Genomic DNA, 13,515 nt, shown 5'->3' on the forward strand with positions numbered 1-13,515 from the left:
TGGAGTCAGCCCCCGCCTTACAGGCAGGGACCTCCCCTTTCCGGCAGAATGAGTTAGTTCTCCAGCACTTCGTTAATCTGTTTCTCCAGTTTTGCCAACCCGTCTTCGGGAGTCTCGCTGCCGAAAATAATGTTCTGCAGTTCTTCGGAAATAGTAGTAATGATTGTTGTGTATTTATCTGTCGGCGGAGCAAATTTCACGGTCTTCTGCGCTTCGATGAATTCACTGCGGTAAGGCAGGCTCTTATAAGCATCGCCGGTGGTTACTTTACTATTCGCAGGCACATGTCCTGCCTGTCCCCAGATCTCTCCACCAACTTCAGAGAAATACTTCATGAACTTGGCTGCGGCCTCCTGCTTCTCAGCAGTTACATAAGACGGGATTACAAGCGTATGGGAGCTGGCCCAATGCGTCTGGCTGCCGAAGATCGGAGGAAGCGGCATAGCGCCGATATGCAGTGACTCATCTCCTAGTAACAGTCCCGCTTCCCATACCCCTCCGAACCAGAAGGCAGCTTTGCCGTTATGGAAGGTATCCCAAGGCGTTTTATCATTAAGATCGGAGTATTTGTTGTTATAGATGTCCAGGTAGAATTTGAGGACATCCAGTGCCTGCGGATTGTTGATGCTTGCTTTGGTCATATCCGAATTTAGGATATCCCCGCCGGCTTCATAGTACATATTCAGGAACGGCTCTTGAAAATAAGGAGTGTTAATCGCCATCGCCTGAACATCCGGCACTTTGGCCTGAATATCCGCCAGCGTCTGCTCGAAGCCCGCCGGTGTCATTTCGCCCAGCTTAGGGGTGCCGTCTTCGTTCAGCAGATCGGCCTTCTGCAGAATATCCTTGTTGTAGTAGAACATATGGAAGTGAGTATCCAGCGGGACAGCGTAAGGTTTACCATCGTAGGTCACACTCTTAATATTGGATTCAGAGATCTCCTTCAGGTCAAAGCCAACCTTGGAAGCCAGCTCATCTACAGACACAATCTGCTGTGCTTTCACGAACGGGGAGATCCGATCCACGTGGGCAATGGCAACATCAGGGCCTTTGGAGGAAGACAGCGCTGTACTTAGCTTCGCATAATACTCGTTGGATTCCAGACGGAGCTGCTTGACCGTTACTTCCTGCTGGGAGTCATTGAAGCCCTTGATGATCTGGTCTACGAAATCCCCTTCCCCGCCGCCGAACATGTTCCAGAAAGATATCTCTACCGGACTGCCGCCTGCATTCTCTGTTTTTGCCGGTTCATTTACCGCCTTGGCCTGCTCACCGTTCTCTTTGTTACCGGATGAGCATCCCGGCAGGATCAGGGCCAGCGTCAGCCCGGCCGACAGCAAACTTGTGAACTTCTTATTCATCCTCATTTGAACAACCCTCTCGTCAAAAAAGTTTGTATGCGAGAGCCCCTCTGCGTTTATGTAAGGGCTTTCTCGACTCTTACTCTACAGGGAATACCGCATGTGTTGAACCGACAAACCGCCGCTCATTGGTGAACAAACGAAAGATATTAATAACGAGGGGAACCCCAGAAGGTAGACGATCGTATGGCAGGTGGAGAATCGTACGGTGCAGAGATAGACTTGCGTTATCAAAAAAAAGAAGCCCTTAAGGGCTCCAAAATTTTCAGATTAGTTCACTGTAATATTGTCGAAGCTGACGCTGTTGTTAAAGCCGCCCCGCACCCCGATGGTACCAGAGGTATATACTGCATCGTTCATGTTGATCTTAGGCGTGGTCATATCTCCGACGTATAACTTAATGTTCCCGCTGTTCACAACCACCTTCATATGATACCAGGTGTTTACTGCAATAGGTGTTGCTACCGTCTGCAGCGGTGTCCAGCCGTTGTTGAAGCGTCCCAGCCAGACCTGGCCTGCGGAATCAATACCTGCGGCGTAGCCTTTCTGCAAATCGGCTCCAGTGCCCGGATTGGTCAGATTGAAGATCAGACTGCCCTGGCCCGCATTATTCAGCCTGATGTCGCCCTCCAACGTGTAGTTCATTTTGGAAGGGTATGGGGTAAGGACCGATTTATCCGCATTGACCGAGCTCAGGTTGTAGGTTCCGCCGCTCACAGCCCACGTTCCCCCATAACGAACCCATCCGCTGTCATTCGCAGAAAAATCATTGCTGTACGCACCGCTGAGTGTACCGAAACGGACCTGGACATTATGCCCGCCGACACTCCGCTCCACAGAATCAACCATCGCAATTTCATTTGCACCCGTCTGGTACATTGCAGTCCACCACGAATTCCCGAATGCCGGTACATCGTTATCCACCCATGTATTGCCGTAATCGTTGCTTAAAGACAGCACATTGGAGTTGGAGCTGAGCAGCAGACGGCCATCAGTTAAGGAGAGGAGATAAGGCCCGCCCTGCTGATTGGTCGGTACCTGGGTGCCGATGCCGCTGGACCAGGTCTTGCCGTCCGTACTTTTCTTAGTGAAAATTTTGCAGTTCTGCGTTCCGCAGACTTCAAAAGCGACAATATACTGTCCGTTTGTCATCTTGCTCCAAACCGGCATACCTGGACGCGCTCCGGCGTTAGATGGGTCCCAGGCTACATAAATCTCATTCCCCCAGCTGGCTCCGCCATTGGTGGAAATTTTCTCGGAGAGGATCTGGCTGTAGGAAGGATTCTCAGTTACATGCTTCTCACTCGCATACATGACAGCTACCGAGCCGTCATTTAGTAGCTGCATATGCGGCTCATATACACCCTTATCCGGGTTTCCAAGAGAACCTGCGGTGCCGTTATTCTCGTCGATTGTACTCAAGAAGCTCCAATTCGCGCCTCCATTCACACTCTTATACACTCTGAGCTTATACGATTCCTGCCAGCGGACAGAACGCATCGCCAGCAGAAGGTCGCCATTTGCCAACTGTACAAACTGCCCGTTGTCCAGGTCACGCCCGTCCTCCCATAGAGTGGACATCAGCGACCAGGTGCGGCAGTTGTCTGTACTACGGAAGACCTGTAGCCGGGTGCCGCCCCAGGAGACTTTGGTGTAGCCGTTGTTGTCGTAAATGGCGGCCACCGCCAGCCAATCCCCGTTCGCCAGCTTAATCATCCGAGCATATTCAGCCCCGAAGGTTCCGGGTCTGAGCCCGCGGGCATCGGTGCCAGCATCCGTGAAGGTGTTAATATCGGTAATCGTGGATGATGTGCCCCACACTACCGGGCCATTCGCTGCAAAAGCCGGGATGGCTGTAAGGACCAGAAGCAGACACAGGGAAGCAGACAGCGAGGTGAATAATTTTTTCAACAAATAAGCCCCTCCTCTTGATCTTCAATTATGAAACCTGTTGAACACACTCACATGTAAGTGCTTTCAAACAAGATTCTAATCTGCTTCACCTTGTCATTGAACCGATAATTGACCGTTTTTTGGGCAACAAAGTTATGATTATTCTGCTGCTGACAAATTGATCTTCCGGATCACTTCCAGAGGAATTTTCGGCGTCCGGTCCGCTGTTAGCAGTCCGTTCACTTCCTGCTGGACATCCGTAATCTGCGTGTAGCAGTATCCGCAAATATAAGGCGTGTCCTTGATTGCCTGCGTAATCTTGCTGAACCGCCCGATGAACGCCTCCTCATTACTTACCTGCTCTCCGTAGCCCCAGCCTTCGTCGGAATTAAAAGCAATGCCCCCGAATTCACTGACCATCACCGGCTGGCTGCGGTATTCATAGCCTTTTGCCATCACATATTTCCAGTTGTTGAAAGATAATCCTCCGCCTAGTACGCTGCCGGAGTCAGCATAACGCTCTAGCAAGGCATCTCCGCTCTGCTCATAATCATGCAGGGTGATGATGTCACTGATTGTATGCTCCCATCCGTCATTCACAATGACCGGACGATTAGGATCAATAGCTTTGGTCAGATGATAAATGGCTTCCGTAAATTTCTGCTGCTGCTTATTCGTGTAGACTTGCGGAATACCCCAGGATTCGTTAAAAGGCACCCAGGTGATAATTGAAGGATGGTTATACTGCTGGCGCACAATCTCTGTCCATTCATTCGTAAAGCTCTCCACTGCCTCATCATTGAACTCGAAAGTCGCCGCCATCTCCGACCAAACCAACAGGCCTTTCACATCACACCAGTAGAGGAACCGGGCATCCTCGATCTTCATATGCTTACGCACGCCGTTATAACCCATAGCCAGAATTGCGTCGATATCGGCAATCAGCGCCTCTTCTGACGGCGGGGTCAAGTGGCTTTCCGGCCAATAGCCCTGATCCAGAATCAGCCGCTGATACATAGGCGTATTGTTAAGCAGCACCTTGCCTTGTTCGATGGAAATTTTGCGGAGGCCGAAGTAGGAATATACCCGGTCAATGACCAGATCATCTTTATATAAAATAAACTCCACTTCGTACAGCGCCGGTGCCGCAGGTGACCATGACTGCAGCTTCCACGGGCCATTCGCTTCATGGGTCAGCTCCACATCCAGCTGCAGCCAGGCCCGGTCTACATGCAGCGAGACCTGCTTAAATGTCTTCTGCTGCGTGCTGATCCGGGTCTCCAGGCGGAGATTATCCTCCGCTGCCTGTGTCTGATATTCAAAACGTACCGAGCGGTTATCAAGATCCGGCGTGATTTTGACAGCCTTGAGATAGGAGGGCGATACATACTCTACCCACGCACTTTGCCAGATTCCCGTTGTCTGCACATAGAAGCACTCGAAGTTCTCATCCACCCAGCGCTGCTTGCCCCGCGGCTGTGTACAGCTCTGGCTGTCTTCCGCTTTGACTATCAGCCGGTTGTACACTCCTGCACCAGTGTTCACATAATCGGTAATATCCAGCGAAAAGGCCGCATAACCGCCTTGATGCCCACCGGCGAAGCAGCCATTAACCCATACCTTAGCGGTATAATCGACTGCCTGGAAATTGAGTATCACTCGCTTACCGTTCAAATCAGCAGGAAGCTTCAGTTCCCGCTCATACCATACATAAGGATGGAAGGCGGTCTCGCCGATTCCGCTGGCCTGCGTCTCATAAGTGAAAGGAACCTGTATCTTCAAATCCCCGTGCAGATGCTCATTCCATTTGTCCCGCTCGCCAATGTTGTCATCATCAAACCGGAAATCCCATTCCCCGTTAAGGCTCTGCCAGTCGTTACGGACGAACTGCGGCCGCGGATAATCCTTGATATAGTGCTGGGTTGCCATTAAACTGCACACGCTCCTTATGAACAATATTTTTGTTTTATTACAATAATTATGTATTAATTATTACAGAATCTTCTGAAATGTCAATCGTAGAATGCATAGAAAAAAGAACCTTTGCCTATGGCATCAGGTTCTTCGCATGTTCATCACTTTGCTGTCAGAATCAATCACTCCTGATTACTGTACGGTATAAAAAATCTTCATCACCAGATCCTGTTCATAATCGCCGAACTTTTTGCCGAACAGATTCATTCCGCCCTTGAATACCGCATTCTCCTTCACACCCACCCGCAGATCCACATGGTTCTGCTTAGTAAGCCTCAGTTGGCTTAGATTGACGGTTGATATCTCTTGGTGGTCAATGGTGCTGCGGGTGTTGTCTACACTCCAGGTCTTGAGCGAGCCGAATTGCGTTCCCGTATCGAGCCACCAGGAAGGATTCAGCTTCCCGCGTCTGCCGCCGAAATCACCGGGCGACGTCCAGGTACCAACCTCCACATTATTGATCCACAGCGTAATATCCGAAGGCCAGTCATTCTCATAATTCGGCGCCTCGGAACAGATTTCCATCGAGAACTGAATCAGGCGGATGGCAGCCCCTTGCGGAATTTCCAGCGGATAGCGGTACTCGAGATAGCCCTTGCGCAGCCAGAGTAGCTGGGCATGAACCTTGTCAGGATGGAAAAAGCCCGCCGGCGAGTCCTCCACAATAATCGGCCCTGTCTCACTAACCATGCCGCAGGTTGGCGCTGCTTCACAAGCTGTGAAGTTACCGATCGGCATCTCAATTTCATAGCAATAATCGCCTTGATCCGCCGGCGCACGACGTTCCGGTACATTTATGACGATCTTGATATCATCATAGATGCGGCTACAGACCTTCATGGCTCCGCGCGAAGCAGGCAGCAGCTCGGTCTCAATCAGCTTGGCTTGTTCCAGCACCTTCACATTCGAAGCGGCGGTGGATACCGGTATCTCCAGCGCTTCAGCCAGCTCCACTACATTCATTCTTCGGATGTTCAACAACTCCAGCATTCTCAATCTAAGCTCCGTAGACAGCGCATGTGTCACTTTCACCAGATCATCAAGATGTTCCATGGATAATTCCAGAATATCGATCACTCCGCTTTGCTATCTATTTGAACTATAACATTGAACTTTTGAACTCTTATTTCCCCTTTTTGGCAATGATGTAACTGCGATGGAACGGGAAGAAAGCAAATTCACTATTTCGATTTAAATTCCTGCACAAAATACAACATTCCCCTCATTAAATCGGCTTTAATCAGAAAATATCTGGTTTGAGCAGTGTAATCATAACACAGCGGTCACAATAACTATCACCTGCAGCAGCGTACCGCCTAATAGTAAACGCCGGCAGAGCCATTGCTTTTCCCTTACCGATTCGACAAACACTGGCGTATTTCCTTTCGCTGCAGGGCAGGTTCGTAACTTGACGATTGTTATAGGTGCATGGCTTGATGCCTTCTTGTCCAAGATATTCAAACAGATTGTTTTTCAGATGTTCTACAGTCTCGAATGAGTTGCTGCACCTCTTGAAGAAAAGCCGCACATGTTATTCATAATCCTTGTTTGTTCGCTGGCTTCCTGTTCTTTCTTCCAGAACAAAAATTGCGACAACGCTTCTGTCTATACCACTGCTTTGTTGTTCTTAATTTGTTTAATTCTAACCATAATAAAAACCCCCTTCTAGAACTTGTTATTATACAAGCACTGAAAAGGAGTATTATGACCTTGAGTCCTGTATACTCGAATGTTATTTCCAGACACACAGAACCCTAGCTTATTATAGAAGCTTTCCTTTAAGAAAAACAAAAAAACCTTGATTTCTCAAGGTTTTCACTGTGATGCCGAGGACGGGGGTCGAACCCGTACGGTACTCACGTACCGCAGGATTTTAAGTCCTGTGCGTCTGCCTGTTCCGCCACCCCGGCATATTATGTGTTGTTGCTCCATACGTTGTTTATGTATTAAGCGACAAGAAATATAATATCACGAATTTCGATAACGTGCAATACTTTTTCGAAAAAATATTTATGCCATAAAAATAACCCGTTCCAGCATATGCCGACACGGGTTATTAAGCATGTCGTTTATCTGCGTTCGTCACTTCTGCTTCTCATTCCGACAAGACCCAAGAGTCCAAACAATCCGAGCCAGCCCCAGTTAGATCCTCTGCTGGTAGTTCCAGTATTCGTAGTTGTGCTGGTTGCCCGATATTTACCGTCTGTTGTAGTGTTGGATAGTGGAGTTACCGTATTTCTGTTGTAGTTATCCCGGGTGTAGTTGTCATTGTAGTTAGTGGTGTTAGGTCTATAATTTTCCCCTGTGCGAATCTTATCTCTCATAATGCTCTCATGCTGATTCATCGTTCCCGTAGTACCGTTCATTAGATTGCCTTCCGTATTCATCATCCGAGTGTTATTCATGGTACCGTCCATGCCCGTATTCGCGTTCGGGATACCGCCTAATGCGGCTGACCCGATTGGATTAGCGTAACTAGCTCCCATTATACTCAATGACAGTACAGTGCAGCATGCAAGGCTTGTTATTAGCTTATTCACAACGTTATGCCTCCCTTTATGGTTAGTTATCATTGATAACTTCCCCTTGGGTGGCACTGTCTATACATGATTAGCTTTACTCTTTTACTACGTTCACTGTCTTACTCGATGCGTCATACGTAACCTTTGCTCCAAGCGCCTCAGCTAGAGCACGTACGGGTACATACGTTATGCCGGTATCAAGAACACCATCCGTAAGTTTAGCACCGTTTAAGGTTATTGTTACTTTAACATCTTTGTTCACCTGCTCATCCTCCCCAGTAATCCTTTTTAAAGCTTCATTGACCTGATCCGTCGTAGGACGTTTACCTGCCCGAAGTTGAGTCGTGGTTAAGCCGAAGGCCATTTGCAGATGTGAATAATCTTTAAAAGACGTCCAGTCTCCTCCCCACTCAAGCCCTAGCTGTTTTCCCACCTGTACAACCTCTTGCCAGTCCGCAATTTTATCTTTATCACCATCACGATTCATATCCCAGGAAAGACTTTTTCCATCCGGCAGCAAAAGCGCAAAGTCAAACGCAAGGCCATAATTATGATAGCTGGTTCCACCCTTGGCGTTGGTAACTATAGGTCCAGGCTTACTTCTCCCCTGCGCATACAAGGCATTTTGTTCAGCAATCGACCGTAACCCCTGAGTAATAACGATGGGCACTCCTCTGGCATAGCTTTGCTGAATCAAAGCCTTCGCCCCTGCTGCCAAAACAGGATGAAGCCCAACAAGCCTCGCCGCCGATTTGTCCCTCACTTGATCTAAAGTCAGCATAGAATCACCCCTTGGTATAATCAATGATCCCGCTCCCCCATTCGCTTGTACTAATACCCCTGCTTGCATCAGCAAAAAAAAGACCCCGGTATCCCCGAGATCTCCCCTGAAAAGCACTTATTCATAGCTTCTCCACCTTGGATCAATTCCACAAAAAAGGGCAAAATATTAGCGAAAGGTGGGAACACATATGGACATTCATAGCGATAGCTATAAAGTTGCTGCCCTGAGCGAGCAGGAAGAAGCGCTCGAAATTATTCGAAATGCCGAAGCTTCCATTGCACATCTGACCGGCAACCCAACGGTGACCCTAATTGCTTATGAAAAAAGTGAAGTCAGCGGTTCTCAGCATTAAACGATGTAAACCTCCACGAGGTCATCTACATTGATCCACTTCCATTCCTCCGCCCACTGCAGCTTAAACTCACGCGAGTGGGTGTGAATGGAAGTCACAAAACCACTTATTGTCTTATTCTCAAAAGGATCAAACAGCACAGCAGTGACGCGCACATGACTCCGTAACGATAAGGCCAGTGTACATTCGATCTCCTCCAGCTTCTGCTCATCAAGAATAGGCTTGATGCGGCGCAGCGTCTCCCGTTCATCCCTAATAATTCTTACCTTGTGCTCCGGCAGCATCATGCGGCTGCTTTCCCAAAGTCCGTTTTTCTCCAGCTTTTTGCCCATGGTATCCCCTCCCTAATTTCTATACTTATTCCGCTATGCACGAACGTATGTTTGTATTATATCCACACCTTCGCTGAATAATCAATAATCAGGAAAAAGATACCTTTTATAAATCCTCCTCTTCATTTAAAAGTTGTATAATAATGTATATCTAATTGAGAGGAGCTTTCCACTTGAAAAAAAACAATGCCCTGCTCATCCTAATTCCTGTATTATTCCTGTGTCTATACCCCCTCGTATATCAAAGCAGTACCCTCTCAGACCTCACAAAAGGAATCGTAGCTGGTTTATTTATAGGATTATCAGTGTTACCTCTACTCAAGCTCAACATCGCATCAAAAAGACGCTGACAGTTGAACTGTTCAGCGTCTAACTTCCGATCTATTCTTGAACTTTCTCTGATTCAGCGGTGGATTGACCATCAGCATCGATGAGTCCTGTTGCTTCTCTTGCTTCATTAAGCTTGGAAATGCCGTATAGCATCGCGACGTCAGCGTTCTGATTCAATTCCTCGAACTTCTCAGCAGTGACCTCTGCGGAATCAGCACCTTGAGAGGCCTGTTCTTTTAGAGAATAAGCACTTTGAAAAGCAATCTTAGACTCATCAAGCAGCTTACGAATGTCTTCGGGCAAGCTAGAGGAAATTTTCACTTTTTCAGCCTGATTGGATAGGTCTGTTGCGGTCTTCTGGAATTCGTTAATCTTCTTCTCCAGCTGCCTGTCCGAAAGGTCTCCTGCTGAATAAGCAGCAATAGCTTCGTTGAACTCCGCTAAAGATGATTTTCCTAATTCATCAAGTTTAGACATTTCATTGTAGAAGTTTTGCACGGTTTCCTGCACTTCTTCTTCCGAGGCAGGTGCCGATGAAGTTGAATTATTATTGCTGCAGGCGCTAAGGATGACAGTCAGCATTAGCGTTCCTATTAGTAACACTTTTTTCATTATTTATCCCTCCACTTAACAGAATAATGTCGGTTTGTGTAAAGCGCAAATGAAATTTATGTAAAACGACTATTATGTTATAATTATTTTAATTGTAATCAGGGAAGGAGAGGTATTTATGCCTTATTGCACAACCTGCGGATCAGAATATAAGCAGGGCGCTAAATTTTGTGGAGAATGCGGAACTAGCATGGACGGCACCGCTCCAGTGACCGCCCGCCGTCCATCAGCAAATCCAAATGCTACTCAAGAAGTCGTTCTCTGGAAAGGCAAACCAGCCAGTATCTCTGATCGCCTCAAAGGAATCGTACGCCTAAACACGACTACGTACACCATTACAAGCCAGCGCATTATGGTAAAGACCGGACTTATCGGTAAAAATGTTGAAGAGATCGAATTACTGCGTGTACGCGATTTATCCGTAGCACAATCTATCATGGACCGGATGCTCGGCATCGGTACATTAACTGTATTTTCAGATGATGCCTCAGCGCCTCAGCTTCTTTTCCGAAAAATTCATGATGCTCAAACCGTCAAAGATGTTCTGCGCAAAGCTGTTCGTGACGAGAAGATCGCCAACAACATTAGCTACCGTGAACAAATCTGAGATTTTTTCACATTAAAAAAAGCCCTGGAATCCGGGGCTTTTTTGCTAATATTCGGATGCTCGAATCCGTTCGGATATCGCCTTAAGGAAGATAAAATGCTCCTGCTGGAATAACCCCTTTGGGTTGGCTAGGACTTTCCCACTGCAATACAATCCGCGCGTCTCCCACATTCTCATAGTACTCCACTTTTATTTCATGCAGCTTGCCTGCAATCAGATTCACACTGCCTTTTCGCTCTTGCCCACTCTGATTCACCCAACTGTCAATGATCAGCCCACCATCAATCCACACCCGCACCCCGTCATCAGAGGAGGTGTAAAGGGTATAGGTTTCACTATAGGCTGCAGTAAGCTTACCACTCCACCGTATTGAAAAAGCGTCGATGCGAATGGCTGGATCAGGCGAACCCTGTTTCCACGAAAATTGGATGTTAGCATCCGTTCGCGTCAGCGCAGGAGCGCCGCTAAGGGTCATATTATTGTAATATTGTCCCCATAGTCCACTCTGCAGCACACTATCTCCCATAGCTTCCACAATTGCCGCCTCAGCAGCATACTCTTCCCGTGTGAATACAAAGCTGTCGTTCATAAAGGCTCTAATTACCGCATCGGTATTCTTCTCATAAAGAAGCTTGCCCCAGGTCATCTGATAAGACCATTTGGGCTGTGATTTAGATAGTAGTGCAGGGGACGGTAGCTCTCCATTTTCTCCAATCGCGATCACTTTTCCACGACCCAGATCCCATAGACTATCATAGTGACTTCCCTTAAAATCCCCATCATAGATATCTAGTGCCAGCACATCTACTTTATCACCGCTTGGGTAGTATTCGACAGGGTCATCACTCCACTGATTTTTGGCATTTGGGCTCCAGACCCACAATAAATTATGCAGCTTATGATAGCTGGTGAAACGGTCAAACATAAGGTTCCACAGTCCCACGTAGTTGCTCTTCTTCCCCCACCAGAACCATCCGCCATTCATTTCATGATACGGCCGCCAGAGCACAGGAACACCTGCATCATTTAGTTTTTTTAAAGAAAGAGCTATCTTATCCAGATCAGCGATCAGTGCATTATACTGAGTGGTACCCGGGGTTATATATTTGTCAAAATCAGCGTTGCTTATGCTCGTAGAAACATTAGTCCAAGCAGGAGCTGTCCCTGGCAACTGAGCGTGATAACTTATCGTTACGATTCCACCGGAATTATACCAGCGAATAGCACTGCTAACGACCCAATCCCGCTGATTGTCTATTAGTGCTGCCGTCTGATTATTGATTGCGCCCAGCTCATAGCCGTGAAGGGCCGCATATTGCCCGCTAGTATTTTTCAGCTCCCCATTGAACTCATCCGCGCTTTCCAAATAATCATGTTGTCCACTAATCCATCCTTTTCCTTGCAGAAAATAAAGGGTATTCAACAATTTCTGAGCAGAAGGCACCGTTTCCGAATCTGCCGGAGCCATTTGCAATTTACGATACGCCATTTGCCACTGAACATCGCTCACAAACCTCGATGCCGAGTCAACCATATTTCGAAGATTGCGCTGTTCCATCCACTCTCACATCCTTTTAACTTTTTTAAGTTATAGTATGGGGATACTAGTGACATGAACTCAGCGAATGGACATGAAGTTGTAAATTAATTTAGGACAGTGTAAGGAACTGCAGAATAAATTCACGGCTCCATAAAAAAAGGAGCCTAGTGGCTCCCGAGCAAACTCTCCAATTTACCTCGTATATCTCAGCGGTAGTAATTCAGAAATATCATATTTAGCTAACCGGCCGTCCTCGGATACAATAACTTTGCAGTCCTTCCCGTAATCAGCAATTAACTCACGGCACATCCCGCAGGGAGAAACTACTTTAATTTCTCTTTCCGCGCTGTCCGGATCAGAATGCCTTACCGCAACAATCGCATCAAATTCCTTGTAGCCTTCGGATATCGCTTTTCCAATCACCATCGCTTCTGCACAGACTGTAATTCGTCCCATGCTAGCTTCTACATGTACCGCTGTAAAGATTTCCCCCGTCTTAGTACGGAGCGCCGCCCCTACATGGTGCCTTTCCCATTCATAGCGTCTAGTTATAATATCTTCAGCAGAGGCTATAAGCGTCTGATCTTCAATCGTAATCAAATACTCCATATCCAATACCGTCCTCCTCTTATTTTTCCTAAGTATATTAAATCGCACTGCATTATGATATAAGATATACTATTTTAAGTTCCAAAAAAGGAGGAGCAGATTTGAAAATACAGAAACTACTCACCAGTCTCATCATTGTTGTGTTACTTGCTTTGGGCGGTTATTGGTATGAACAGAACGGAGATCCGGCAGCCCCCTCGTCCACATCCGATTCAGAAGTTGTTCAGCTGATCTTTCCATCAGATCGTTATCCTGAAACCGCTAAGCACATTCAGGACGCGATTGCCAAAGGGGAGTCCGCGACGTGCACGATTAACCGTGAGCAGGCTGAAGACAACCGCAAAGAATCCTTAAAAGGGATCCCCACCAAAAAAGGCTACGACCGCGATGAATGGCCCATGGCCATGTGTAATGAAGGCGGAAAAGGGGCCGATATTGAATACATAACCCCAAAAGATAACCGCGGCGCAGGTAGCTGGGTTGGCAATCAGTTAGAAGATTATGCGGATGGAACCCGCGTAGAATTTATGTTTAAATAATGAGCTAACGAGAACAGCGCTTCAAAAAAAGTAGCCCCATCCGGTATACCGGATGGGGCT

The 13,515-nt window shown here is 47.3% G+C and carries 13 protein-coding genes and 1 tRNA gene; 3 read left to right on the forward strand and 11 right to left on the reverse strand.

Annotated elements, in window-relative coordinates:
* Window positions 1-53: 53 nt before the first annotated feature.
* From CA600_RS06870 to CA600_RS06900, 7 genes are all read right to left on the reverse strand, one after another.
* Entirely contained in the window at window positions 54-1,367 is a 1,314-nt protein-coding gene (locus CA600_RS06870; RefSeq protein ID WP_094869514.1) for an ABC transporter substrate-binding protein, read from the reverse strand.
* Between the two features lie 264 nt (window positions 1,368-1,631).
* Window positions 1,632-2,942 (reverse strand): family 16 glycoside hydrolase, encoded by a 1,311-nt coding sequence (locus CA600_RS06875; protein ID WP_256989772.1) that lies wholly within the window; start codon window positions 2,940-2,942, stop codon window positions 1,632-1,634.
* A 471-nt stretch (window positions 2,943-3,413) separates the two neighbouring features.
* Entirely contained in the window at window positions 3,414-5,183 is a 1,770-nt protein-coding gene (locus CA600_RS06880) for a glycoside hydrolase family 2 protein (protein WP_094869516.1), read from the reverse strand.
* Between the two features lie 177 nt (window positions 5,184-5,360).
* On the reverse strand, window positions 5,361-6,305 hold the full coding sequence (locus tag CA600_RS06885; RefSeq protein ID WP_306440385.1) for an ArsR/SmtB family transcription factor: 945 nt from the start codon (window positions 6,303-6,305) through the stop codon (window positions 5,361-5,363).
* A 747-nt stretch (window positions 6,306-7,052) separates the two neighbouring features.
* Window positions 7,053-7,138 (reverse strand) — tRNA-Leu (locus tag CA600_RS06890).
* Between the two features lie 159 nt (window positions 7,139-7,297).
* Entirely contained in the window at window positions 7,298-7,768 is a 471-nt protein-coding gene (locus CA600_RS06895) for a hypothetical protein (protein WP_094869517.1), read from the reverse strand.
* A gap of 76 nt (window positions 7,769-7,844) precedes the next feature.
* Window positions 7,845-8,531, reverse strand: coding sequence for a M15 family metallopeptidase (locus CA600_RS06900; protein WP_094869530.1), 687 nt, complete (start codon window positions 8,529-8,531; stop codon window positions 7,845-7,847).
* Window positions 8,532-8,721: 190 nt separating this feature from the next.
* Between CA600_RS06900 and CA600_RS31145 the strand changes: the two genes are divergently transcribed.
* Window positions 8,722-8,886 (forward strand): hypothetical protein, encoded by a 165-nt coding sequence (locus tag CA600_RS31145; RefSeq protein ID WP_179085776.1) that lies wholly within the window; start codon window positions 8,722-8,724, stop codon window positions 8,884-8,886.
* Here CA600_RS31145 and CA600_RS06905 read toward each other — a convergent pair.
* On the reverse strand, window positions 8,883-9,218 hold the full coding sequence (locus CA600_RS06905; RefSeq protein WP_094869518.1) for a YolD-like family protein: 336 nt from the start codon (window positions 9,216-9,218) through the stop codon (window positions 8,883-8,885). The two genes, CA600_RS31145 and CA600_RS06905, sit on opposite strands and share 4 nt — an antisense overlap.
* 381 nt (window positions 9,219-9,599) lie before the next feature.
* On the reverse strand, window positions 9,600-10,160 hold the full coding sequence (locus CA600_RS06910) for a hypothetical protein (RefSeq protein ID WP_094869519.1): 561 nt from the start codon (window positions 10,158-10,160) through the stop codon (window positions 9,600-9,602).
* Between the two features lie 118 nt (window positions 10,161-10,278).
* Here CA600_RS06910 and CA600_RS06915 point away from each other — a divergent pair, with 118 nt between their 5' ends.
* A complete protein-coding gene (locus tag CA600_RS06915; protein ID WP_094869520.1) occupies window positions 10,279-10,767 on the forward strand; it encodes a PH domain-containing protein in 489 nt (162 codons plus the stop codon).
* An 82-nt stretch (window positions 10,768-10,849) separates the two neighbouring features.
* Here the strand turns inward: CA600_RS06915 and CA600_RS06920 are convergent, their stop codons facing one another.
* Complete coding sequence (locus CA600_RS06920) at window positions 10,850-12,325, reverse strand: glycosyl hydrolase (RefSeq protein WP_094869521.1); 1,476 nt, start codon at window positions 12,323-12,325, stop codon at window positions 10,850-10,852.
* Between the two features lie 174 nt (window positions 12,326-12,499).
* Window positions 12,500-12,916 carry a cytidine deaminase gene (locus CA600_RS06925; protein WP_094869531.1) on the reverse strand — a complete coding sequence of 139 codons (417 nt, stop codon included), beginning with the start codon at window positions 12,914-12,916 and terminating at the stop codon, window positions 12,500-12,502.
* A gap of 107 nt (window positions 12,917-13,023) precedes the next feature.
* Between CA600_RS06925 and CA600_RS06930 the strand changes: the two genes are divergently transcribed.
* The gene (locus tag CA600_RS06930; protein WP_042194351.1) at window positions 13,024-13,455 is read left to right on the forward strand and encodes a NucA/NucB deoxyribonuclease domain-containing protein; all 432 of its coding nucleotides are present in this window, start codon (window positions 13,024-13,026) and stop codon (window positions 13,453-13,455) included.
* Window positions 13,456-13,515 lie beyond the last annotated feature (60 nt).

It is taken from the genome of Paenibacillus sp. VTT E-133280 (assembly GCF_002264385.1).
Classification (GTDB): Bacteria; Bacillota; Bacilli; order Paenibacillales; family Paenibacillaceae; genus Paenibacillus_AQ; species Paenibacillus_AQ nitricinens.

Coding starts and splice junctions, on each gene's coding strand:
- CA600_RS06870 (WP_094869514.1), bottom strand. CDS start 1,367: ATGAGGATGAATAAGAAGTTCACAAGTTTGCTGTCGGCCGGGCTGACG.
- CA600_RS06875 (WP_256989772.1), bottom strand. CDS start 2,942: ATGTCCACTCTATGGGAGGACGGGCGTGACCTGGACAACGGGCAGTTT.
- CA600_RS06880 (WP_094869516.1), bottom strand. CDS start 5,183: ATGGCAACCCAGCACTATATCAAGGATTATCCGCGGCCGCAGTTCGTC.
- CA600_RS06900 (WP_094869530.1), bottom strand. CDS start 8,531: ATGCTGACTTTAGATCAAGTGAGGGACAAATCGGCGGCGAGGCTTGTT.
- CA600_RS31145 (WP_179085776.1), top strand. CDS start 8,722: ATGGACATTCATAGCGATAGCTATAAAGTTGCTGCCCTGAGCGAGCAG.
- CA600_RS06905 (WP_094869518.1), bottom strand. CDS start 9,218: ATGGGCAAAAAGCTGGAGAAAAACGGACTTTGGGAAAGCAGCCGCATG.
- CA600_RS06910 (WP_094869519.1), bottom strand. CDS start 10,160: ATGAAAAAAGTGTTACTAATAGGAACGCTAATGCTGACTGTCATCCTT.
- CA600_RS06915 (WP_094869520.1), top strand. CDS start 10,279: ATGCCTTATTGCACAACCTGCGGATCAGAATATAAGCAGGGCGCTAAA.
- CA600_RS06920 (WP_094869521.1), bottom strand. CDS start 12,325: ATGGAACAGCGCAATCTTCGAAATATGGTTGACTCGGCATCGAGGTTT.
- CA600_RS06925 (WP_094869531.1), bottom strand. CDS start 12,916: ATGGAGTATTTGATTACGATTGAAGATCAGACGCTTATAGCCTCTGCT.